Source organism: Acinetobacter sp. YWS30-1, from assembly GCF_033558715.1.
Lineage (GTDB): Bacteria > Pseudomonadota > Gammaproteobacteria > Pseudomonadales > Moraxellaceae > Acinetobacter.
In genome coordinates, this window is the sequence record NZ_CP114606.1 from 74,179 (window position 1) to 97,750 (window position 23,572).

At 45.0% G+C, this 23,572-nt stretch carries 22 protein-coding genes; 13 read left to right on the forward strand and 9 right to left on the reverse strand.

The window, feature by feature from the left end; translation table 11 throughout:
- Positions 1-39: 39 nt before the first annotated feature.
- Complete coding sequence (locus O4M77_RS00355; RefSeq protein WP_166137543.1) at positions 40-1,293, reverse strand: hypothetical protein; 1,254 nt, start codon at positions 1,291-1,293, stop codon at positions 40-42.
- Between the two features lie 77 nt (positions 1,294-1,370).
- On the opposite strand from O4M77_RS00355, the gene serB reads away from it, so the two are divergent.
- The 3 genes from serB (at position 1,371) to O4M77_RS00370 (ending at position 3,964) form a co-directional block, all read left to right on the forward strand.
- The gene (serB, locus tag O4M77_RS00360; RefSeq protein ID WP_166137537.1) at positions 1,371-2,591 is read left to right on the forward strand and encodes a phosphoserine phosphatase SerB; all 1,221 of its coding nucleotides are present in this window, start codon (positions 1,371-1,373) and stop codon (positions 2,589-2,591) included.
- A gap of 417 nt (positions 2,592-3,008) precedes the next feature.
- Positions 3,009-3,344, forward strand: coding sequence for a ciprofloxacin tolerance protein AciT (gene aciT, locus O4M77_RS00365; protein WP_034703185.1), 336 nt, complete (start codon positions 3,009-3,011; stop codon positions 3,342-3,344).
- 140 nt (positions 3,345-3,484) lie between these two features.
- Positions 3,485-3,964, forward strand: a complete 480-nt coding sequence (locus O4M77_RS00370) for an SCP2 sterol-binding domain-containing protein (RefSeq protein ID WP_004281258.1) — start codon at positions 3,485-3,487, stop codon at positions 3,962-3,964.
- A gap of 100 nt (positions 3,965-4,064) precedes the next feature.
- Here the strand turns inward: O4M77_RS00370 and dtd are convergent, their stop codons facing one another.
- The gene (gene dtd / locus O4M77_RS00375) at positions 4,065-4,505 is read right to left on the reverse strand and encodes a D-aminoacyl-tRNA deacylase (protein WP_004281259.1); all 441 of its coding nucleotides are present in this window, start codon (positions 4,503-4,505) and stop codon (positions 4,065-4,067) included.
- Positions 4,506-4,732: 227 nt separating this feature from the next.
- Between dtd and O4M77_RS00380 the strand changes: the two genes are divergently transcribed.
- The 5 genes from O4M77_RS00380 to asd all read left to right on the forward strand — a co-directional run bounded on the left by O4M77_RS00380 (position 4,733) and on the right by asd (position 10,170).
- Positions 4,733-6,247 (forward strand): catalase, encoded by a 1,515-nt coding sequence (locus tag O4M77_RS00380; protein WP_166137610.1) that lies wholly within the window; start codon positions 4,733-4,735, stop codon positions 6,245-6,247.
- Positions 6,248-6,433: 186 nt separating this feature from the next.
- Complete coding sequence (locus O4M77_RS00385; RefSeq protein ID WP_166137534.1) at positions 6,434-6,961, forward strand: ankyrin repeat domain-containing protein; 528 nt, start codon at positions 6,434-6,436, stop codon at positions 6,959-6,961.
- Positions 6,962-7,089: 128 nt separating this feature from the next.
- Positions 7,090-8,295 (forward strand): nicotinate phosphoribosyltransferase, encoded by a 1,206-nt coding sequence (pncB, locus tag O4M77_RS00390; RefSeq protein WP_166137531.1) that lies wholly within the window; start codon positions 7,090-7,092, stop codon positions 8,293-8,295.
- 178 nt (positions 8,296-8,473) lie between these two features.
- Entirely contained in the window at positions 8,474-9,322 is an 849-nt protein-coding gene (locus O4M77_RS00395) for a sulfurtransferase (protein ID WP_323714075.1), read from the forward strand.
- On the forward strand, positions 9,319-10,170 hold the full coding sequence (asd, locus tag O4M77_RS00400) for an archaetidylserine decarboxylase (RefSeq protein WP_166137528.1): 852 nt from the start codon (positions 9,319-9,321) through the stop codon (positions 10,168-10,170). The genes O4M77_RS00395 and asd overlap by 4 nt, the downstream gene beginning before the upstream one ends.
- Positions 10,171-10,470: 300 nt before the next feature.
- On the opposite strand, the gene O4M77_RS00405 is transcribed toward asd, so the two are convergent.
- On the reverse strand, positions 10,471-11,085 hold the full coding sequence (locus O4M77_RS00405) for an SPOR domain-containing protein (RefSeq protein ID WP_159124212.1): 615 nt from the start codon (positions 11,083-11,085) through the stop codon (positions 10,471-10,473).
- A gap of 313 nt (positions 11,086-11,398) precedes the next feature.
- A complete protein-coding gene (argS, locus tag O4M77_RS00410; protein WP_166137525.1) occupies positions 11,399-13,189 on the reverse strand; it encodes an arginine--tRNA ligase in 1,791 nt (596 codons plus the stop codon).
- Between the two features lie 253 nt (positions 13,190-13,442).
- On the opposite strand from argS, the gene O4M77_RS00415 reads away from it, so the two are divergent.
- On the forward strand, positions 13,443-13,730 hold the full coding sequence (locus O4M77_RS00415; RefSeq protein WP_125278848.1) for a DUF2798 domain-containing protein: 288 nt from the start codon (positions 13,443-13,445) through the stop codon (positions 13,728-13,730).
- A gap of 86 nt (positions 13,731-13,816) precedes the next feature.
- On the opposite strand, the gene O4M77_RS00420 is transcribed toward O4M77_RS00415, so the two are convergent.
- Genes O4M77_RS00420 through O4M77_RS00430 form a run of 3 tightly spaced genes read right to left on the reverse strand, consistent with a single transcriptional unit; the run spans position 13,817 to position 16,280 of the window.
- Positions 13,817-15,118: a DUF445 domain-containing protein gene (locus O4M77_RS00420; protein WP_159124210.1), complete on the reverse strand. Its 1,302-nt coding sequence runs from the start codon at positions 15,116-15,118 to the stop codon at positions 13,817-13,819.
- A 14-nt stretch (positions 15,119-15,132) separates the two neighbouring features.
- Positions 15,133-15,699: a CC0125/CC1285 family lipoprotein gene (locus tag O4M77_RS00425; protein WP_166137522.1), complete on the reverse strand. Its 567-nt coding sequence runs from the start codon at positions 15,697-15,699 to the stop codon at positions 15,133-15,135.
- 41 nt (positions 15,700-15,740) lie between these two features.
- The gene (locus tag O4M77_RS00430) at positions 15,741-16,280 is read right to left on the reverse strand and encodes a DUF924 family protein (protein ID WP_166137519.1); all 540 of its coding nucleotides are present in this window, start codon (positions 16,278-16,280) and stop codon (positions 15,741-15,743) included.
- A 211-nt stretch (positions 16,281-16,491) separates the two neighbouring features.
- Between O4M77_RS00430 and gshA the strand changes: the two genes are divergently transcribed.
- Positions 16,492-18,069 carry a glutamate--cysteine ligase gene (gene gshA / locus O4M77_RS00435; protein WP_159124207.1) on the forward strand — a complete coding sequence of 526 codons (1,578 nt, stop codon included), beginning with the start codon at positions 16,492-16,494 and terminating at the stop codon, positions 18,067-18,069.
- 18 nt (positions 18,070-18,087) lie between these two features.
- Entirely contained in the window at positions 18,088-18,615 is a 528-nt protein-coding gene (locus O4M77_RS00440; RefSeq protein WP_166137516.1) for a disulfide bond formation protein B, read from the forward strand.
- 88 nt (positions 18,616-18,703) lie between these two features.
- Here O4M77_RS00440 and O4M77_RS00445 read toward each other — a convergent pair whose 3' ends face one another.
- Positions 18,704-20,035 carry an alpha/beta hydrolase gene (locus O4M77_RS00445; protein ID WP_166137513.1) on the reverse strand — a complete coding sequence of 444 codons (1,332 nt, stop codon included), beginning with the start codon at positions 20,033-20,035 and terminating at the stop codon, positions 18,704-18,706.
- 242 nt (positions 20,036-20,277) lie between these two features.
- On the opposite strand from O4M77_RS00445, the gene O4M77_RS00450 reads away from it, so the two are divergent.
- Positions 20,278-20,871: a YqiA/YcfP family alpha/beta fold hydrolase gene (locus O4M77_RS00450; RefSeq protein WP_166137509.1), complete on the forward strand. Its 594-nt coding sequence runs from the start codon at positions 20,278-20,280 to the stop codon at positions 20,869-20,871.
- A 1-nt stretch (position 20,872) separates the two neighbouring features.
- Positions 20,873-22,753, forward strand: a complete 1,881-nt coding sequence (parE, locus tag O4M77_RS00455) for a DNA topoisomerase IV subunit B (RefSeq protein ID WP_166137506.1) — start codon at positions 20,873-20,875, stop codon at positions 22,751-22,753.
- A gap of 59 nt (positions 22,754-22,812) precedes the next feature.
- On the opposite strand, the gene O4M77_RS00460 is transcribed toward parE, so the two are convergent.
- Entirely contained in the window at positions 22,813-23,541 is a 729-nt protein-coding gene (locus tag O4M77_RS00460; RefSeq protein ID WP_166137503.1) for a hypothetical protein, read from the reverse strand.
- Positions 23,542-23,572 lie beyond the last annotated feature (31 nt).

Consider the following 23,572-nt stretch of genomic DNA (forward strand, 5'->3'; position numbering starts at 1 on the left):
AAAGCCCGATATTCAATCGGGCTTTTTGCTTTCTGTGACTTAGGACGCTTTAGACTGTTTCGATTTGAGAATCTCGGTTCTGAAGCTTTGCGCTAGTTCAGCACTTTCCGCATCCATCCCATTGACCACAAAGGCATGACGGGTCAGAACATTGGTCGGATTTGGCATGCTGACCAGCTCAAAGTGGTCCGCGATTTGTTTCAACAGGGCATTAGGAACATACAGTGCACTTTCCTTAGCGACTAGTTGCTGAACCAGACGTTCTGCAGCCTGAACGGAATTAAGCTGCATTTCTTCAACGGCTGAAGAAATTGCGCTACGTGTCTGCAGGACAAAACGTTTTTCTTCGCGATAACGCTTATACAGGACTTCTGAAAGCAACTGGAATACTGAACTGATCATGGTCAGACAGGCGAGGGCATCTGGCTTCTCTGCCGCAATACTGATACTGGCACCTTTTTCATCAAACTTGTGTACGGTACAAATATCCGTGCTGTTCAGTTTGTAGTGCTGGATGCACAGTTCAGTAGCTTTGTTCAGGAAAATCTGGCACAGATTGAAATAAGGAACCGATACCGTCTTATTCACACTATCTAGCAACTGTTTTGGATCATAGAACTGAATGTTCAAGCTCAGGCTATCGGTATCTAGGACCACAGGTTTACTGTCTTTTTCTTTCGGTTTGTTTTTCAGGGCTTGCTGTGCCTGGGCAATGGCGAGGGCAGCATTATGCTTTTCCTGTTCTAATGCCTGAGTTAAAGTCTGAATCTCGAATTTCAGTCGCGATTCATTATTGATACGTGCCAGATACTCGGTACGGCTTGGACGCGCTACCGCACGATAACCGACCCAAAGCAAACCATGAATAATGAAAGAGAACAGAATGGCAAGCCATTGAGTCCGGAGAATTTCACCAATACTTGGCTCAATCAGGGTGATTTCAATCACACCGACTTTTTTCTCGTTTTGCAGGGCATCTCGGACAAAAACTTCCCCATCACGGGTCTTGGTCAGTCCACCAGTGGCTAAAACCTGACCATTCGCATCCAGGATACGAATTGAAGCAACGCTTGGGTTAGTCGCATAACGGTTGGCCAGAAGTGCCAGAGAAACGCGGTTCGCCGGTTCAAGCTCCGCCAGGCTGTCTGTGACCAGTTGGCTCGTCATGAGCTGTCCCTGGTTGGCACGGTTATCATTCAGTTGGTGAGTCGTTGCCAATACCAGTAAAAAGGTATGCAGAGCAAAACTTACAATCAGTAGGCTAGCAAATAGCCCTTGTCTAGGCGCATTCAACGTAAACTTCCAAGGCAATTCTGTTCAATTTCGATTATGATTCTAACAATAGTTGTAGCTCAGACCCGAGTCAATTCATGCGAGAAATCATTCTTATATCATTCTTAGGACCCGACCAGCCTAATCAATTTACACGATTAATGCAGGTTTTGTCCGCTCATTCCTTACAGATTCTAGATGTGGGGCAAGCGGTCATTCATAATCAACTGACCTTAGGTATTGTTGTATCGTCTGATGACCAAACTGCAACAGCATTAGCCATGAAGGAAATCCTGATTCTAGCACATGATATCGGGTTAACAGTGCGCTTTAAACCAATCTCTGCTGCTGAATATGAACAGTGGGTAAGAGAGGGTGGCCGCACGCGTTATATCGTAACGGCATTGGCCCCGGAATTAAATGCCTCTCATCTGCAAGCCGTGACCAAAATCGTGTCGAGTCAGGGCTTCAATATTGAAACCGTGACCCGTCTTTCTGGCCGTCCTGAGCTGGATGGTTCCAATACTGGCCCTAAACGTGCCTGTGTACAGTTTGGTCTGAAAGGCCAGATGCTGGATGCAGCAGCCATGCGTGCAGCCTGCTTAAGCCTGTCGAATAACCTGAATGTCGATGTGGCAGTACAGGAAGATAATGCTTACCGCCGTAACCGTCGTCTGGTCTGCTTTGACATGGACTCGACCCTGATCGAGCAGGAAGTCATTGATGAGCTGGCGATCGAAGCTGGTGTCGGTATCCAAGTCTCTGAAATCACTGAACGCGCGATGCAGGGCGAGCTGGACTTCCAGCAAAGTTTCCGTGCTCGTGTTGCTTTATTAAAAGGCATGGATGCATCGGTATTGCCAAAAATTGCTGAGCGTCTGACCGTGACTGAAGGTGCAGAACGCCTGATTTCAACCCTGAAAGCACTGGGCTACCGTACCGCAATTCTGTCTGGTGGATTCCAGTATTTTGCAGAATATCTGCAAGCCAAACTGGGAATTGATGAAGTTCATGCCAACGTTCTGGATGTGCAGGATGGCGTGGTGACAGGCGAAGTCAAAGGTCATATTGTGGATGGCGCACGCAAGGCTTTATTGCTCCGTGAAATTGCCGACAATATGGGAATTTCTCTGGAACAGACCATTGCTGTAGGTGATGGTGCCAACGACCTGCCAATGCTTTCAATTGCGGGCCTAGGTGTGGCTTTCCGTGCCAAGCCTTTGGTTCGTCAGAATGCCAATCAGGCCATTTCCAGCGTGGGTCTGGATGGTGTGCTCTACCTGCTCGGTGTACATGATAAAGATCTGAGCCGCGCGTAACACATAGCTTTTCGGTGAAATCCAACGCGGCCTTAGGGTCGCGTTTTTTTATATTTTTAGCTTAACTTTTATCGAGGGACGGCGCAGCTTGTCTATAAATACCCCGATCATCTTAAACGGAAAATATTTTTTTTAAGTCGATGAAAGGGCATATGATTTTGTAATGACACGCCAACATCGACGCAGCAATTGATCCACAAATACTGTGAAAATAAAAAATGTAATGACAAAATAATATCGCGACAGAGTATGTCGTAAGGGGAGAAAACAGGACTTTTTTTATGCAAAAAACTCAGCATAATGCATGCATAGAGATACAAATCGACACATTCCATTTTATTGATTTAACGAAATTCAATAGGTAGGACGGTTGCAATATCAAGCATACACACTATCCTTTTGGATGGAGGGGTTTATATGGTAACAGCGAATCTAGCAACTCTCGTAGGCTTTAGTTTAGTCGCCGCGGCTGTGCTTGCTGTTTTCTTCTCGCCTTATCGTCGCTGGTTAAGTTTTATGGCTGCGGGAATGCTAGCCTGGGGCCTGATCGAAGTGATTCGAGTAGGTACTCAAGCCTTGTTTGAGCTCCCGATGACATATAGCTATCTGACAGCTTTAACGGCCGTGATGGTCGTAGTGACCTTACTGTTATTGCGTGAAGATCGACGTGCAGAGCGTGCTTTGGCTAAACGCCGTTATATCGAACATACACCAGTGTATGAAGATGACCAGCAGCAGCTATCTAGCCGTTAAGTTCTCTAATATCAGCGAAATAATGCACCTGCGGGTGCATTTTTCGTTTAGAAATATGATACAAAGTCCTGCATCTGCCTGGCTTTGATCTATGCTAGGATATTTGTCAATTTTCGTACAATTAGAATAGGCATAATTCCATGAAACTGTCCTCCATTCCTGTGCTCAAACTTCCTCTGGTTGACCTCAGTACCGATCCACTTGATTTGCTGGTCGCAGGTCTTGCATTACGTATGAAGCAGTTAGCGCGTACCAGTCCGAAATTTATTGAATTGGTACATGAACGCCAGTTCCGTATCCAGATCGGAACAGATGAAGGAATGGCACGTCAGATCGTTGTGAATAATGGTCATATCGATACCGTTTCAGGTGATGCAGAAAAAGCTGATTTTGTACTGCAATTTGCTGACAGTGAACAGGGCGTAAAAACGTTGCTCAAAGGTGATCCGACTGCATTCATGACCGGTATGCAAAGTGGCACGATTAAAATGGAAGGTGATTTTGGTCTGCTGGTCTGGTTTAACCAGGTTGCGAAAATGATTCCACCTAAACTGCCAAAACCAGTTAAAGAAAAAGTGAAAATGGCACGTCAGTTTATTAAAGAAAAAACTGGTAAATAACTCCTAATCCCCCTGCTTTAATTAAAGGAGGGGCTAGGGAAGGATTATCATAAAAAAGCCCTCATCAAGAGGGCTTTTTTCATTTTGGAACAATGACGGTTTATTCAACTTCCAGATTAAACGTTACCGGCCCATCATTGACCAGATGCACTTTCATATCGGCCGCAAAAATACCGGTTTGTACATTTTCGAACTGGCTCTGCGCATATTCAACCAGCTGTTCATACAAGACCTTGGCATCGCTTGGCGGCATGGCGGGACCAAAATCCGGACGTAAGCCTTTTTGAGTTTGCGCCATCAAGGTAAATTGGGACACTAGCAGTAAACCGCCACCGGCCTGACTGACATTCCAGCCCATCTTGCCCTGCTCATCATCAAAGAAACGGTATTTCAATATCTTATCAATCAGTTTTTTGCCTTTTTCCAGATTGTCTTCTTTACCTAAACCTAGAAAAACCAGAATACCTTTGCCAATTTCTCCGGTGGTTTCACCATCGACCACGACTTTGGCTTCCAGTACCCGTTGTAATAATGCACGCATAATCAATTTTAGTCAGATTCAAAATTGCCGCCATTGTAGCAAGATCAGACTCATCTGTTATTAAGTTAATGTCTAAAAAATGGGCTTAATTGATTGATTAGCATTGATAATATTTTAAACTATCTAAAAACACGATCATAATCATAAAAATTATCTGTTTTATCTATTTTTTGCTCTCAAGTATCTTAGCTGCATGCAGGAAAGGTATTAAATTGAGAGATTTAGAAATGTTTAAGCGTTCATTACTTGTTGCAATGCTTGCAACGGTGACAGCTGCACAAGCTGCACCATTAACCAAAGATAACGGGGCACCAGTCGGTGATAACCAGAACTCGATCACTGCGGGTCCACAAGGTCCAACTTTGCTGCAGGATGTACAACTGGTTCAAAAACTGCAACGTTTTGGCCGTGAGCGCATTCCTGAACGTGTCGTACACGCACGTGGTACGGGTGCTTATGGTGAATTCGTTACGACGAAAGATCTGTCTGATTTAACAATTGCTTCTTTATTCAAGGCCGGTACCAAAACTCCAGTTTTTGTGCGCATGTCTACCGTCATTCATGGTAAAGGTTCACCAGAGACCCTACGTGACCCGCACGGTTTCGCCATCAAATTCTATACCCAGGAAGGTAACTGGGACTTGGTCGGTAACCAGACACCAGTCTTCTTTATCCGTGATGCGATCAAATTCCCGGACTTCATCCACGCGATGAAACCAAGCCCCGTCACCAACGTACAAGATGCCAACCGTGTGTTTGACTTTCTGTCTAGCCAGCCTTGGGCAACCAACATGCTGACTTATGTTTATGGCAAGCAAGGTGTCCCAACCAGCTACCGCGAACAGGACGGTTTTGGTGTACATGCCTACAAACTGTATAACGACAAAGGCGAATACAAGTACGTGAAATTCAACTTCCGCTCTAAACAGGGCGTGAAGGGCTTAAATGTCAAAGAAGCGGCTGCGCAACAAGGTAAAGATTTCAATCACTTGACCAATGATCTTTATAACAACATCTATGCAGGTAATTTCCCGAAATGGGATCTGTATATTCAGGTGCTTGATCCTAAAGATCTGAATAGCTTTGATTTCGATCCGTTAGACCCAACCAAAATCTGGCCAACCAATTTGGTTCCAGAAGTAAAAGTCGGTACATTGACGCTGAACCGTATGCCGAAGAACTTCTTCAATGAAACTGAACAGGCTGCATTTGCACCAGGTAATCTGGTACCAGGTATCGAACCCTCTGAAGACCGTTTGCTTCAAGGCCGTATCTTCTCTTATTCAGATACACAAATGTACCGTCTAGGTGCCAACCATCAGCAAATTCCAGTAAACCGTCCAGTGGTGAATGTGAACAACAACAACCAGGAAGGTCATATGAATGTGTCTGAGCGTGACTCTGATGTGAACTACGAGCCAAGCCGTAAAGAGCCTAAACCGGCGACTGAAAAAGCACGTGCAGTTGAAACACCATTGACTGGTCATGTTCAGCAGATCGCTACTAAAGAGCAAAACTTCAAGCAAGCAGGTGACTTGTATCGTTCATATACTGCCAAAGAGAAAGATGACCTGATCATGAACCTGGCGGCTGATCTGGGCAATGTCAAAGATTCAGAAACCAAGCACATCATGTTGTCTTACTTCTATAAGGCAGATGCTGACTACGGTATGCGCATGACTAAAGCTGTAAATGGTGACATCTCAATCGTTAAAGCCAAAGCTGCAAAATTAAAAGACTAATCCCGATTGGTCTTGAAGAACTGGTGACTAGGGCCTAGCGCATCACCTCCAAAAAGTCCTGTAATACTCCAAACCTTTCCTGCACCCTAGGGGGAGTTTTACAGGCACTCTGTTTTTCATTCCATCTCAGGTCAATTGAGTTTTTAAAAACTTAAATTTTCCTTTCGATTTCTATTGGAGTTCATCATGAAAGTTCTGCCACACGCATTTCTAGCCAGTATTCTTGCCTTTAGTTCCGCATTCGCAACTGCTGCTGAAGTGAAGAATGTCTCCCCTGCAAAAACTGCGGCAAGCGTTCAGATGACCTCACAACAGGAATTGATCGATCTGTTTTTTGCTGCTGCTAAAATCGGCAATAGCGAAGTGATCAATGAATTTTTAAAGCACGGCTTTCCAGTCGATGTACGCAATCAAGATGGTTATACCTCGTTGATGATGGCAACCTATTATGGCCATCAGGATATTGTGACCACCTTACTGGCCAAAGGGGCAGACCGCTGCGCCCGGGACAACCGTGGCAATACAGCCTTGATGGGTGCCTTGTTTAAAATGGAATTTGCCATTGCCAAACAGCTGCGTCAGGTCGACTGTGATGGCCAAGCCAAGAAAACCGGGCAAAAAACCACAGCTGAATTTGCCAAGGTGATCGGTCAGGAAAAGCAGCTACAAAAAATTATCAAGGAACAGGAAAACGGGCTGAAAGCAGTCAAATAACTGTGTGGGAAGCAGTTTATTTTCTTGAACTTTTGTCGATAATTCAGCTAGCTGTACGTAAATCCTGCAATATTGCCTAAACTTTTATGCTTTAATGCGGGATAAGCACAGCGATATTTCCCTTAGTTATGGCTCCAATTATCCACTCTTTGTTAGATACTGACTTGTATAAATTCACCATGCTACAAGTGGTATTACACAAGTTTCCACAAACGCATAGTGTCTATCATTTCCGTTGTCGCAACCTGGAAGATACGGAATATCCGCTGACGGATATTCTGGATGATTTGAATCACCAACTGGATTTGCTGTGTCAGCTCAAATTTAAAGAAGACGAATTACAATATTTACGCAGCCTGCGTTTTATCAAAAGCGATTTTGTGGATTATCTGGAACTATTCCAGCTCAAACGGCGTTTTATTAAGGCCACCATCGACAATGAAGGCCGCCTGGATATTACTATTGAAGGCCCCATGGTTCAGGCAATGATGTTTGAAATCTTTGTACTGGCCATTGTGAATGAACTGTATTTTAGCCGCATTCGTACATCTGAAGTGCTAGCTGAAGGTGAGCGCCGTTTAAAAGCTAAAATTGAACTTTTAAAACAGTATGATGCCGCGCAGAACCCGAATGATCCACCATTCCTGGTCTCGGACTTTGGTACCCGCCGTCGTTATAGTTTTGACTGGCAAAAGCATGTGGTCGAAGAATTTAATAAAGCTGCACCGCACGTGTTCCGTGGGACCAGTAATGTGTACTTAGCCAAAGAGTTGGGCATTACCCCGATCGGGACGATGGCGCATGAATTTCTGCAAGCCTTTCAGGCGTTAGATGTGCGTCTGCGTAATTTCCAGAAAGCCGCCCTGGAAACCTGGGTACAGGAATACCGTGGTGACCTTGGAATTGCCTTGACCGATGTAGTCGGTATGGATGCTTTCCTGCGTGACTTTGACCTGTACTTTGCCAAACTGTTTGATGGTTTGCGCCATGACAGTGGTGATCCCTATGAATGGGGTGACAAAGCTTATGAGCATTATAAAAAGCTGAAAATTGACAGCAAAACCAAAATGCTGACTTTTAGTGATGGCCTGAATCTGGAAAAAGCCTGGAAATTGCATCAATACTTTAAAGATCGCTTTCAGGTCAGCTTCGGGATCGGCACCAATCTGACCAATGACATGGGGCAGACGCCGCTAAATATCGTATTGAAACTGGTGGAATGCAACCGTCAGTCGGTAGCGAAAATCTCCGATAGCCCAGGAAAAACCATGACGGATAATGATACTTTCCTGGCATATTTGCGTCAGGTGTTCAATATCTCAGAACCTGTCTAAAAATCTCTGCTTGATTCAAAAAACCGCTTCAATCATGAGGCGGTTTTTTCTTGGATGATGGTCTTTCTTAAATCAGCTTTAGCTAAAATTATGCTAAGGATCTAGATAAAAACAACATAATTGAAAAAATGAGCTGTGCTAAGATCAAAAGGATTTGACCGCAATGACAACTACTAAGATGACAGCTTCCGCCTTTGACTTTGGTCTGCTGATTGAAGCAGAAGATTTGGTTCCACATTTGGGAAATGAAAAACTTCGAATTGTTGATTTAAGCCGGGCGTCGGTTTATGAACAATTGCATATTCCACATGCCTTACATCTGCAACCCAAGCTGCTGGTTCGTCAGGAAGAAACAGCCATGGGCCTGTTACCGGATGCAGAAGGGCTGGAAGCTTTAATTCGTTACCTGAATATTTCTCCTGAACATCATGTCGTAGCTTATGATGATGAAGGCGGTGCGTGGGCAGGGCGTCTGCTCTGGAACCTGCATTGTTTGGGCTTTGAAAATACCAGTTTACTCAATGGCGGCATTCATGCCTGGCTGGGTGCGGGACTACCGACTTCATCGGATCAGGAAACCTTTATACCTGTCGATCATCTGGTTCCAGTCAATCTTGAAAGAAAGGCTGAGTTTCAGATTGATTATGATGAATTAAAACCACTCATTGAAAATGAAAAAATTCAGGTATGGGATTGTCGTACAGAAGATGAATACACTGGCCTGCGTCTGGCTGCGCGACGCGGTGGTCACATCCCGGGCGCACGTCATTTTGAGTGGAGTACTGCCCTTAACCGGCAAAATCATTTAAAATTACATCCTTTACCACGTACTCAGCAGCGTCTGGAACAACTGGGATTTGATCTGGATCAGCCGGTTGTGGTGTATTGTCAGTCCCATCACCGTTCAGGTCTGGCTTATATTCTGGGGCGCTTATTCGGCTGGAAGATTCGAGCCTATGATGGTGCGTGGAGTGAATGGGGCAACCGCCTCGATAGTCCAATCGCTACAGGAGAGGTGCCATCTTGAGCATCACATCGCGTCTAAAACAACAACTGTTTATCCAGGCCCAAAAAGTGGTGCCACAGCATCGCCTGTCCCGTGTGGTGGGAAAAATTGCAGCCAGCGAAAATCCGATTGTAAAAACAGCCGTGATCGCAGCATTCAAGACCAAATACGGGATTGATATGTCGATTGCTGAGCAAACCAATGCCCTGAAATTCAAATCATTTAATGATTTCTTTACCCGTGGATTAAGAACTGGAGTGCGTGCGGTCGATGCTGATTCAACCGCAATTGTGTCTCCGGCAGATGGCGCAATTTCCCAACTGGGTAAAATTGAAAATGGCGATGTGTTTCAGGCCAAAGGCCAGAAGTTTACGGTTGAAAACCTGATTGCTGATCCGCAACTGGCAGAACCATTCAAGAATGGTGAGTTTGCGACGGTGTATCTGTCACCACGTGACTATCATCGTGTTCACATGCCATTTGCCGGGACTCTGACTGAAACTTTATATGTGCCGGGTGAACTGTTCTCGGTCAACCAGACCACAGCCGAAAATATTCCAGGTCTGTTTGCCCGTAATGAACGTATGGTATGTCTGTTTGATACCGAACTTGGTCGTATGGCAGTGGTTCTAGTTGGTGCGATGATTGTGGCTGGTATTGAAACTGTGGCGACTGGCAAGGTAAAACCATCTGGTCGTATCGAGCTAAACCAGCACAATTTATTCCTTGAAAAAGGCGCTGAACTGGGTCGTTTTTACCTAGGTTCAACCGCCGTTATCCTGTTTGAGGAAAACAAGATGCAATGGGATGAGAAATTTAAAGCCAATTCAACCGTATTGATGGGTGAGGCGTTGGGTCATACCCTATAAAAAGCTTTTAATCTCCTGTTATGTTGCTTCCCCCTTTGAAAAAGGGGGATTGAGGGAGATTAAATATTCTAATTTCCTCCTCTTGCGTTTCAATTCAAAGCAGTGCTTCAAAGCTTGCTTAGGAGGGAATCTCATGATAACAAATATCCCTTAGATTCTTTCCCTTTGAAAAAGGTGAGAAGCCTTGCTTCGCAAGAGGGAGTTAAAAAATTAAAATCCCTCCCAACCTCCCTTTAAAAAAGGGAGGAGATAAAAGATTCAAAAAAAAGCGCCATCTGGCGCTTTTTTATTTTCTAAACTTTATCGTTTGACAACGATCGAATCGATACCACTGTGCTGTAAGGTTTGCTGTGCAATAATCGCAGATTCTGCTGAATCATAAGGTCCAGACACGACACGATACCAAACCTTGCCATTTTCCACACTGCGGACTACATCTGCAGATAAACCGTTGAGAATGATTTCTGCACGGCGGGCATCTGCCTGATCCGGGTCATCAAAACTACGAACTTGTAAAATATAGCTTGCAGAAGCAGGAGTTGGGGCTTCGGTTGCATCCAGACCTGGCTCAGTTGCTGTTTCTGATTCATCAACTTCAGGTCTTGGTGCCTCTACAATCACCACTGCTTCCTGATTTTTTGCTTCAGGAACCGCCTCTTCAGGAATCGGTGTCACTTGCTGCTGTGGCAACAGATCATAAAAACGGTAGTCTTTATTGGTATCTTCTTCTTGAGAATGCTCAGCCGTAGCCTGGTTTTTAGGTTTAACAGGTTCCCATGGCTTCCACAGCATGAGTGCCATTAAAAAACTTAACACGATTAAAATGATCACGAGTGTGCCGAGCCAGGTAGGAATAAGTGGCTTTTTGGGCTTATTCGGTCTTTCAGATACACCGCGCTGCGTTTTTCCAAACACTTGGGATTTCCTCTTATTTATCGGGGCAAATAGAAAAGGCATAACAGCAGTTATGCCTCTACTATGACTTCATCCTATGTGATCGTGATAGAAAAGTCATTATCTAGATCACAAATCACACAGAATTTTAATTTATCTGCATCTTCAAACACATAGCTAAAGTTACAAAATATTTATTCAGCAGATAAACGGCAATGACTAGCATGCTGACTTCGAGCAGAGCTCTCCGTCTTGCGTCAATGTAAAAGCAGTGCTTTACATTTTCGCTTCGAGCTTAGCTCTCGCCTTGCGAGCATGCAAAACAGTGTTTTGCTTACATGCTCTCAGGCGCAGATACACCAAGCAGTTCCAGACCGTTACGCAGCACCTGGCGAACATTTACAGATAACAGTAAACGTGCCTGAGTTAATTCTGCATCATCGCCCAGAACCTTGTTGTCGTTGTACCAGCCATGGAACAGCGCAGCCAGCTCTTTCAGGTAGTTACCAATCTGATGCGGTTCATAGCTGTTTGCAGCACGAACGACAATCTCTGGATAAGCTGCCAGCTTTGCCAGAATTTCAGTCTCCGCTTCCAGCTCAAGTTTGGCTGCCAGACCACGTGCAGTGGCTGCATCAAAGTTCACACCTGTAGAGGCTGCCTTTTCTAACATACGGCAGATCCGCGCATGCGCATACTGGATGTAATACACGGCATTGTCCTTGCTTTGAGATACGGCAAGGTCAAGGTCGAAGTCAATGTGCTGTTCAGATTTACGCATGACATAGTAGAAACGTGCTGCATCATTACCGACTTCTTTGCGCAGGTCACGCAAAGTCACGAACTGGCCTGAACGAGAGGACATTTGTACCATCTCGCCACCACGCCACAGGCTGACAAACTGAACCAGAAGTACAGTCAGTTTTTTCGAGTCATAGCCCAGAGCATCAATCGCTGCTTTTACACGTGCGATATAACCGTGGTGATCTGAACCCCAGATATCAATGATATCGGTATAGCCACGTTGTAATTTGTTTAGGTGATACGCAATATCAGACGCGAAATAAGTGGTTTGACCATTACGGCGTTTCACTACGCGGTCTTTTTCATCACCAAATTCAGTTGACTTGAACCAGATGTTGCCATCTTTTTCATACAGGAAGCCTCGCTGATCTAGAGTTTGTAGCGCTTCACCAATTTTTTCAGTCAAAGTTGCTTCGCTAAACCATTGATTGAAAGTCACTCCGAATTCACCGAGGTCATCTTTAATATCATCAAGAATGGCTTTTAATGCAGCCTGATGGAAGACGCGGTAACCTTCATTTAATAAGGTTTGTGAGTTGAAGATCAGGCCATCAATGTGTTTTTCTTTATCGCCTGAAACAACTACTTTATTGCCTTCAGCATCCGGTTCGGCAGCATACTGTACGTCTTCAGGGACATCTTTATAAACGTCTGCAACAGGGCGAACATAGATATCGCCGTCTTGATCAATAATGCTTTGTGCGATTTCTTTAACGTAATCACCTTGATAGGCATTTTTCGGGAACACCAGTTCCTGACCCGTCAATTCTAAATAACGTAAGTAAGTTGAAGTCGCCAGAATATCCATCTGACGGCCAGCGTCGTTGACATAATATTCACGGTCAACTTTGGCACCTGTCGCTTCAAGCAGATTTGCAACAGTCATACCATAAGCAGCGCCACGACCATGACCTACATGCAGGCTGGAAGTCGGGTTCGCAGACACAAATTCAACCTGAACGCGTTTTTCCGCATTGGCCTGGGTACGACCATATGTTGCCTGTTGAGCCTGAATCTGATCCAGCACAGCAAAACGCTGGTCTGCATTTAAAAAGAAGTTAATAAAGCCTGGGCCTGCAATTTCTGCCTTGCTGATATCCGCCACTTCAGGCAGGGCAGCAAGAATTTTTTCTGCTAAATCACGCGGTTTCATACCCGCAGCTTTAGACGCGATCATGGCAATATTTGATGCAAAGTCACCGTGGCTGCGGTCTTTGGTACGCGTCAAATTACTTGTATTGTTCCAGTCAGATGGGAGTACGTTTTGTGCCTGTAAAGTTTGCACTGCATGATCGAGAGCTGCTTGGATTGCCGTATTCATAATCAGTCGAAAATAGATATCGCAGAAAAACAGCAAATATAGCAAATTTCCGACTCTTTAGGTAAAACCATTTATGGGGAATAAAAAATATACGATTAGCAGCCTATGGTTTCTATCCCTCGGTCGGTCATCAATGAAGGATCACATGAGAAAGAGGGGAATAAATAAGTTGCAAACTTTACTATAAAAAATGAATCATCCAGCAATCAAAATGGCCTATATTAGCCTGATTGAAACTATAAAAAGAGTCAGCATGGATTCAAAACAGCGTCCGACCATCATCGGCAATATTCCCAAACTTCCAGCCAAATGGGCCTTGGTCATTGTGCCTTTTATCTTGTCCTGCCTGATGAGTGGAATTATTTCCATGATTAACATGCTGCGCAATCTGGGCTGGATTGAGGGCTTTATGGCCCTCTGGTTTCATAACTGGATGATTTCCTGGGCGATTGCTTTTCCGATTGTGGTGACGCTTTTACCTTTTGTACGCAAATTTGCCGGCTTGCTGGTCGATATGTCAGGAAATCAGCCACCCAAATAATTGTTTTCTATCAATGAGAATTAAGAAAGAAGTTCTAGAAGGTAAAAAGCATTCACTAACAGATGGGCTCTCTAACTAAAAATCAATTAAATCAGATGCTCGACTGCAGCACGGATGATTCCAAGGATCAGACCAATACAGGCCCCGACCACGACACCATTAACCCGGATCATATGCAGGTCACCACCGACTTCGTTTTCAATCTTGTCGATCATCTCAGTCGAATCCCATTCATGAATACGTTCACTGATAAAACGGATCACTTTCTCACTGTACTGGTCACTCAAATCGACAGCGATACCACTGAGACGGTTATTCAGCAACTCACGCACTGAAGTATTTGAAATAATATTTTCACCGACTTGCTGAATGGCGACTCGCAGATTCTCCGCAATCCCCGAATCCGACTTTTGCAAATCTGCTTTGATGGCATCGCATAAAATGACCACTGCACCACTGATAAAATTTAGCACTTGCGGACTGTCAAGCAGGGCATCTTTAGTTTCATTCAGTCGCTGGCTGGCCATACTTTCAGAATCTGCCAATTGCTGCATCAATTCTTGAGCTGTTTCTTCAATTTTAAGCCGCCACGGATGGTCGGGATCTGCCAGCATGGCTTCCACCCGCTGAATCACCGAATCGATACTGCGTTGCTGCACATCAATACCGATCCAGCTGGCGCCTTTGGCCAGACGCCAGACGCCCATTTCCTTGAATAAAGTGCGGGTCAGCTCACGGGTTTGTTCTGGATGTGAAGTCATCCAGGCATGTACCACATCTAGGCCGCGTTGCAGCACATCCTGATGGAAATCATTTTCCAAAACAGCGCGCAGCATTTCGCTGGCCAGGGTATTGATCTGGGTGTTTTTGACCCATTGCACACTATTGCTCTGAATAAATCCGGCGATCTGTTCCTGCCCGACAAATTCAAATACTTTGGGTACGGTCTGCTGAATCACTTGTGTGACTTGAGCATTATTCTGCGGATTGGCCAGCCAGCGGCCAGCAGCCAGACTTAAATCGGTACTGGCCAGACTGCGCTGCACAATTTGCGGGGAAAGGAAATTTTCCTGCACAAAGCGCCCCATAGATTCGGCAATCCGGGCCTTATTGCGTGGAATAATTTCAGTATGGTCACGTAAAAATTTTGGAATCGGTAGCCGGCCAAAAGGATTGCGGAACAGCACGGTAATTGCATACCAGTCCGCCAGACCACCGACTACACCTGCTTCGGCAGAGAGCATCAGAATATGAATCAGCCAGACATATTCAGGCAGCAGTTTGGCAGTAATCATCAGCGCCAGCCAAGCCAGTACTGCGACGACCAGTGCAATAGTCGCAAAACGTTTACTGCGTTGTAAGCTCGGTGACGGCTGCTCTTTCTGCATAAATCATCCTGTTATTAGGGCGTGGCCGGCTGCGGTTGGAGTACTTGGCCGGATGGACTTACTCCATATTTAGCGCCAAGTGATTGTAAAATCAAGCGGGCATCAAAGGCATCTTTCGGCTCCTGACCGGCTTTAAAGCACTCAATGGTATAAGCCACTTGAGCAGGATCTAAAGTGACAGTATAGGGCTGGTCATAGAATGGATCGGGCCAGAATCCCGGATAGCGACGGGAATAACCATAAGGACGATAATAGCCGTATGGATAGACGCTAGGCGCCGGATAGACAATCGCCTGACGCGGTGGTTGCTGGGTACGGTTGCTTGGATCGTTCAGTACCCGGAAAAACTGGAAACCGTTCTGAACTGTGGTCTGCGCGGCTTTCAGCAGGGTAATTTCTTCGGCTGTACCGAAACTCATATTAGGTCGCGCCTGAAAACTGATGCGATAAGTGTTGGCATTCAGTGGAGTAGTGCTGTACTGGCCGAGCTGGTCAAAGGTAAGCGGCTTGGACGGTATCGTTGCACAGCCAGAAAGCAGGGCAGTCGTCGCAAGGGTCAGGGCAATGACGGTCTTTTTCATCTTCGTTCTCCTGATAGGATGATCCAGCGAGTTACAGACCTCTAGAAGCTGCTATCTGGCTGGGTCAGGAAACTCAATTCTTCCTCGGTGGATTCACGGCCCAGAATCTGGTTGCGATGTGGGTAGCGTCCGAAACGGTCAATAATGATTTTATGCTTGATTTCATATTCGAGGTTTTCTGGATTGCCGAGGCGCTGAAATAATTTTAGCGCAAATTCATGGATTAATTGAGACTCGCTATGCATGAAAGGCATATAAAGAAAGGAACGTTGCTCCGGACTCAGCTGTTTATCCAGATCCTGGCTGATGGCTTCCTGAGCCAGTGCCAAAGCCAGACTATCCTGAGCAAAAGCACGCGGCGTATCCCGAAAAATATTGCGTGAGAACTGGTCCAGAACAATGATTTCAGCTAATCGACCATCAGCATTCTTACGCCATGACCATAGTTCAGCTCTACTCGCCTGTTCCAGAATATCACCAAATTTTTCCTTCAAACTTTGGTCGAACTGGTCACTTTTGGCAAACCAGTTGGGTTGAGTTTCAGGACTAAACCAGAAGTCTAAAATATCTTGATAATTCATAATGTTTACAATTTATTAGCATTTATTTGTTAATAAAATCACAAATTTCACATGTCTTATAGAGAAACTTTGTGTTAAAAATTTGCCCAACTAAAAATCAATGGTTTGCTTGAAAACTAGGCAGGGCAGCATGTGCTGTCTGGAAATCGCGGTATACTAAGCTAAACCGATGATTCTATTTTAATAGTTACCCCCATTAAGCGAGATTGTAATGAGTCAACCTGAATCGACTGCCCATGATGTATTACCGGAATGGGTAGATTCGTCGCTCATCAAAGGAATGCTGCGCGGTATCGAGCGTGAGAGCTTGCGTATGCAAAGCAATGGTTTCCTGTCACAGGAACCGCATCCTCATGCCTTAGGTTCAGCTCTGACACATCCGCATATTACGACCGATTATTCTGAAGCCTTGATGGAGTTTATTACTCCACCGAAAGAGAGTATTACTGAAGCTCTCAACTATCTGACCGACATTCATGCCTTTGTACACCGTCATCTGAAAAATGATGAAAAGCTCTGGCCGATGTCTATGCCATGTATGCTCGACAGCAAGGATGAAAATATCCCGCTAGCGCAATATGGCAGCTCCAATATTGGTTTATTTAAAACGCTGTATCGTCATGGTTTAGGCGTGCGTTATGGCCGTCGTATGCAGACCATTTCCGGGGTTCACTATAATCTGTCTTTCCCGGATCATTTCTTTATAGCGCTCCAGGAACAGGAAACTGATGAAGAGCTGCGCGCTTTAAGTCTGCAGGATTATCGCAGCCATCGTTATATGGGGCTGATCCGTAACTTTATTCGTTTAACCCCATTGGTGATTTTTCTGGTTGGCGCCAGTCCAGCCGTTTGCCAGTGTTTTATGACCGGACGCGATCACCATTTATTCCCGCTGGTACGCGGTACTTTATATACGCCTTATTCGACTGCATTACGGATGGGACGCTTTGGCTACCAGAATTCAGCGCAGAAACAGCTGGGTATTCACTACAATAATCTGCAGGATTATCTGGAAGGTCTGCAAAAAGCGGTCAGAACACCGTACAAACAGTTTACCCGTCTGGGTCTGGATGATGCCAATGGTCAGCCAATTCAGATCAATGACCATGTGCTACAGATTGAAAATGAATACTACAGTCTGGTGCGTCCAAAGCAGGTACCTAAAGAAGGTGAAACTCCATCGCAAGCCTTGCAAAATCGCGGGATCGGCTATGTTGAGCTGCGTGCTGTAGATGTCAATCCGTATAGCGCGATCGGGATCAATGAAGATACTGCCGGCTTCCTGGAAGTAGTGGCACTGTACTGCTTATTGCAAGACAGCCCGGCATTGCTGGATGCCGAACAGGAAATCATTGACCAGAATCAGGCTGAAGTGGTCAATCGTGGCCGCGCCTATAACGCTGCGATTATGGAAAATGGCCAGCGCTATATGATTGAAGACTGGTGTAATCTGCATTTGCAACGTATGCAGCCACTGGCTCAATTGCTCGATCAGGCTTATGAAACTGATCTATATAGCAATGCTATGCAAGCCATGCAGATCCGTGTCGATGAAGTTGATGCGACCTTGTCAGCCCTGATTGTCGGAGATATTCGTAGCCACAGCAGCATGTGGCAGTTTGGCCAGCATTTGGCCCATCAGCATAGCAATCTCTATGAATCACATCGATTAAGCAAAGAAACACTTAAATATTTCAATGAATTGTCACAAAAGTCATTGCAGCAACAACAGCAGCTCGAGCAAGATAACACGATCAGTTTTACTGAATATTTAGCCCAATATCGATAATAAATAAGAGGATTAACCATGCAATGGGGTTATCGCTTCGTGAGTGGTGTGTTGTTTTTGGCATCTGTTGCCGGGATGGCATTTGCTTTATATCTTGAGCATGGACAGGGTCTGAACCCTTGCCCATTGTGTGTGTTTCAACGAATCGGATTGATCGGACTAGGGATTATTTCCCTGATTGCCTTGCTGCATAATCCGAAATCCAATGCCATGAAGCGTGGTTATGCTTTCTTAGGCTCGCTGAGTATCTTATGGTCAGTCGGTGTCGCTGCACGGCATGTCTGGCTACAGAACCTGCCCCCAGATCAAGTGCCGAGCTGTGGCCCAGGTCTGGATTACTGGCTGGAAACTTTGCCGATGAAATCGGTATTACAGCAGGTATTAAACGGTTCAGGTGAATGTGCCGCAATTGACTGGACGTTCCTGGGGCAATCTTTACCGGTCTGGTCATTGATGTTCTTCAGTATTTTATTGCTGATCAGCCTGTGGCAGTTATTCCGCAAATATCAGACTGCGCCCGTCAAACGTTTAAGAGATAAATACTGATTTTCAAAATTGGAATCAAAAAAGCCAGTCTACAGACTGGCTTTTTTTTATCACTCTCTTAGAGGCGAACCAAATTTTTTACCTTCAATCATGTTAGGGCAATGCCTTCAATACTGTCCAGATCGGTCACGTATTCATGAATTTGCGTATAGGTTTCATCTTCCACACTTGGATAGAACCAGCGCACAATCTGTTCGGCCACCAGTGGATGATACTGAATTTCAAAATGATTCAGTCCATAGAAAATCGCCTTATGTGCGTCGGGTACTTTCAGATCAAAACGCGGATGGGGATGTTCGCCCAAGGCACTTTTGACACTGACCAGATAATCACCGATCACATTAAGCGTTTTGTTGGTATGGTGTTCAAACTCGATCGTACCTGCCACCAGATAGGCATCAATATGCGCAGGAATCGGTGCCGGTTTACGGTTGTCGTCCATAAAGCCAATCCGTACCGGATTGTGTTCCCAGTCATCATCCCGGACGCTGCCATGACGTAAGTCTAGAATTCCGTTACTGCGAATATTCACCACATGTCCCACAATTTTCACTAAAGGAAAATGTCCGAGCTTTTCCTGCAAACTAAAACCAAAACGTTCCAGTACCGCACCATGATGCGGTGAGCCCAGACAGACCAGATTTTCTACCATCGGAATCCAGTCATAGACATTTTGTTTGCCATAGAACAAGGCGCTGCGTGACACCAGACCGCCCATACTGTGTCCGATCAGATCAATACTGGTAATTCCTGGATTACGTTTGACCAGATCCTGCAAGGCATTGGCCAGACTGCGGCCATTGGCTGAAATGCGGCGTCCGGTATTGTAATTCAGGTACAGCATGGTGTTATGGTCACGCTGTGCCAGTAATTTTTCCCCAATACCCGGATATTTGCGGGTTGACCAGTCCAGATGGTTCATGCACAGACCATGTACAAATAGGGTAATGCGTCCAGTTAGCTCACCTTGTTGCAGAGAACCATAATGATCGTAAATGAGCATCGGCAGGGCGAGGGGATTCTGATATTTCAGCAGATAATCGCCAATAATCCCGTTCAGGGCACTGACCATAAAATGCATGGTCGGGGTCAGGGGTTTATTATGTAATTTAGGAAATCTTTCAATAATACGACGCAGTCCAGGCGCAATCAGGGTATTGCCATAATGAAAGATCATGTCATAAGACATTTGATACAGACGTACGATATAAGGAATATTCTGGAAAGTTTTGGAATTTTTTTCACTCAGCCCGAATACGCTCATTAAAATTTCACGCTGAATCGATTTAATCAGCTCCTGTACTACATCACTAAAGCGCATGGTGACCAATTGTGCCAGGCCTTCCAGGACATCTGCCTGGCTAAGCGGAGTTCGGTCCCATCGACAATAGGTTTCATGCAATGGCGTTAAACTTGGCATTTGATCCTATCCTTTATATGAGCCGTAGACATCTTTCTTTTTTGAGCACTTCGCGGTATAAATTCTTTTTTCAGTATTCTTGATTCTCAATTTATTCGGAATACTCTTAAAATAGCGAGAATTGCATAACATTAAAGGCTTTTTTGTCAGACAATTTAAGCAATTAAGTGGTTATAAAATGAAGTGTATTTCACACTTTTAAATTAAATTTTGACATTTTGTTTGTTTTTTATTGATTGCCGATGAATATCATTTACCTGCATGGGTTCAAGAGTAGTAGTAGCTCGATTAAAGGCCAGTTATTGGAACAATACTGTGCCAAGTACCCGGATATTCAGGTGCATTTACCCGATTTGAACATGCCGCCGATGACTGCAATTCAGAAGATTTCTAAATTGATCCAGTCGATGGATCAGGTGGCATTGGTCGGCAGTAGTCTTGGGGGATTCTATGCGACATATCTGGTCGCTCAAGCGCATGTGCCGGCTGTACTGATCAATCCGGCAATGCGACCATGGCAGCTGTTTCGTGAACTGTTTGATGATGAATTGCCTCTGCAGATTCATCCGAACTGGTGCCTGAATGACGCAGATCTTGGCCAGCTCGAAGCTATGGCGCTACCAACTGCACAAGATGCAGACAAAATATTAGTGCTGTTACAACAAGGCGATGAAGTTTTGGATTATCGTGAAGCACATCGCTATTATAGTTCAGCTCGTCCACCTGCACTGCTGATGACCGAGGCCAATGGCAGCCATGGTATGGATGATTTTGCGGAGAAAATTCCGCTGCTCTTACAGTTTTTATCCGACTGCATAAAAAAGGAAACCGAATAACGTGTCTCAATATACGGCTCAATCTCTTGAAGTTTTATCTGGTCTAGATCCGGTGCGTCGTCGTCCGGGCATGTATACCGATACCTCTCGTCCAAACCACTTGGCGCAGGAAGTGATTGATAACGCGGTCGATGAGGCACTGGCGGGACATGCCAATAAAGTCACGGTCACGGTGTATAAGGATGGTTCATTATCGGTCGAAGACAATGGCCGTGGTATGCCTGTCGATATTCACCCGGAATATGGTCAGAGCGGGATTGAAATTATCCTGACCAAACTGCATGCCGGTGGTAAGTTCAGTACTGATAATTATCAATTTTCTGGCGGTCTGCATGGCGTAGGGATCTCGGTCGTCAACGCGCTTTCTAGCCGCGTAGAAGTTGAAGTTCAGCGTCACGGTAACCTGTACAAAATGGCCTTTGAAAATGGTGAACCGACTGCACCGTTAGAAGTACTAGAAGGCAAGGCACCGAAACGTGCCACAGGGACAACTGTTCATTTCTGGCCGGAAACCAAATATTTTGATTCGCCTAAATTTGCCCTTAAAGCATTAAAACATAACTTAAAAGCCAAAGCGGTATTGGCTGCTGGTCTGCAAATTAACTATATCGACCAGATCAATGATGAAAAGATCACCTGGCAGTTTGAAAATGGTCTGGTCGACTATTTGATGGATGAGCTGGAAGACCGTGAAATCATTCCGGCCCCTGCGTTTGTGGCGACAGGTGATGCTGAGCGTGCCAGTGCAGAATTTGCCATCTGCTGGAATGTGGAAGGTGGAGAAAGTATTCAGGAATCATACGTCAACCTGATTCCAACCGCACAGGGTGGTACTCACGTGAATGGCTTACGTTCAGGCGTGACCGATGCCATGCGTGAGTTCTGTGAACTGCGTAACCTGTTGCCGCGGAATATGAAACTGTCTGCAGAAGATGTCTGGGATGGAGTGAACTATATCTTGTCACTGAAATTCCAGGAGCCACAATTCTCTGGTCAGACCAAGGAACGTTTATCTAGCCGTGAAGCCTCAGGTATCGTACAGAATATTGCCAAAGATGCGTTTGCGCTATGGTTAAACCAGAATTCAGACATTGCTATGCAACTGGCAGAAATGGCGATTTCCAAAGCAGGTCGCCGTCTAAAAGCAGCCAAGAAAGTTGAGCGTAAGAAAATTGTCGCTGGTCCGACTTTACCTGGGAAACTGTCAGATTGTGTGGGACATGATCTGGATCAGTCTGAACTGTTTATTGTGGAAGGGGACTCTGCGGGCGGCTCAGCCAAGCAGGCACGGGACAAGAATTTCCAAGCGATCATGCCGATTCGCGGGAAAATTTTAAATACTTGGGAAGTCTCTTCGGATGAAGTGCTGGCCTCTCAGGAAGTGCATAACATTGCAATCGCGATTGGCGTCGATCCAGGTTCAGATGACCTGTCTGAACTGCGTTATGGCAAGATCTGTATTCTTGCCGATGCCGATTCGGATGGTCTGCATATTGCGACTTTGTTATGTGCGCTGTTTGTAAAACACTTTCCGATTCTGGTCGAGGAAGGGCATCTGTTTGTAGCGATGCCACCACTATTCCGTATCGATGATGCTAAAGATGTGCACTATGCGCTGGATGAAGATGAACTGGAAGGCATCCTGAAAAAATGTAAAACCAAGAACCCGCAGATTACCCGATTCAAAGGTTTAGGTGAGATGAATGCCAGCCAGCTTCGCGAAACGACTTTGGATCCTAATACTCGCCGTCTGGTACAACTGGATCTGGATGATGTGCACCTGACTTCAGGCTTACTGGATAAACTTCTGGCCAAAAAACGCGCCAGTGACCGTAAAGACTGGCTGGAACAGAAAGGTAATCTGGCGGATATCGTTGTTTAAGTATATTTCTAATATGCATTTAAAAAGTCCGCAATCGCGGGCTTTTTTAACAACTCAATTTAGGACTCAACTTTTAAATAGTGTCCATCTGCATAGACATTATGTCCAAAGCCACAACCTGAACTGCCACTGTCCTGTTTTAAAATTACCTGCTGCCCCTGTTTAGGATCAAAAGCAAAATTGAGATTAATTTTGCAGTCATCTGATCGATAGGTCGTTTGGGTTTTATTAACAGGCATTGTGGTTTCAAATTCACCTATATTTGGACCATAAATCATGCTATTTAGTCCCATATAGAGGCCATTAAAATGAATCTGATAAGAATTTTTAATCCGTTTGACTTGAATGGTATTCCAGTGACCGAAGCCAGCATGCTGTATATAGATGCCAGCCAAGTTTTGAGTTTTTTGCGGGGAAGGAAGCTGTTTTAAATTAAATTGACTGCTTTTGGCTTGAGGAAAGACTGAGAACCAGGCCCGTGCCCATTGTGGCTTTCCTGATTTAAAATAGCTTAAGCCAACATTATTAAAAGCAGTGGCAATAGCATTTTCGGAAAAAGATACACCACTGTTTTCACTATGCATCTCACAAAAAGCAGACCAGGAAGCTTGCTGTTGAAATTGTCCTAGCGCATTTTGATACTGTTTCTGATCATAAAATTTTCTTCCCGAGTTGGCATAGCTTTTCACCTTGGCACATTCGGATCGGAGTTCAGTTTCAAAGTCTGAATTGGCGAAACTGAAACTACTCAGAGGGAGAATACTGATAAAGATAAGCCACTTATTCATAATTTTACTCAACTGACATTATTCTGGTTTT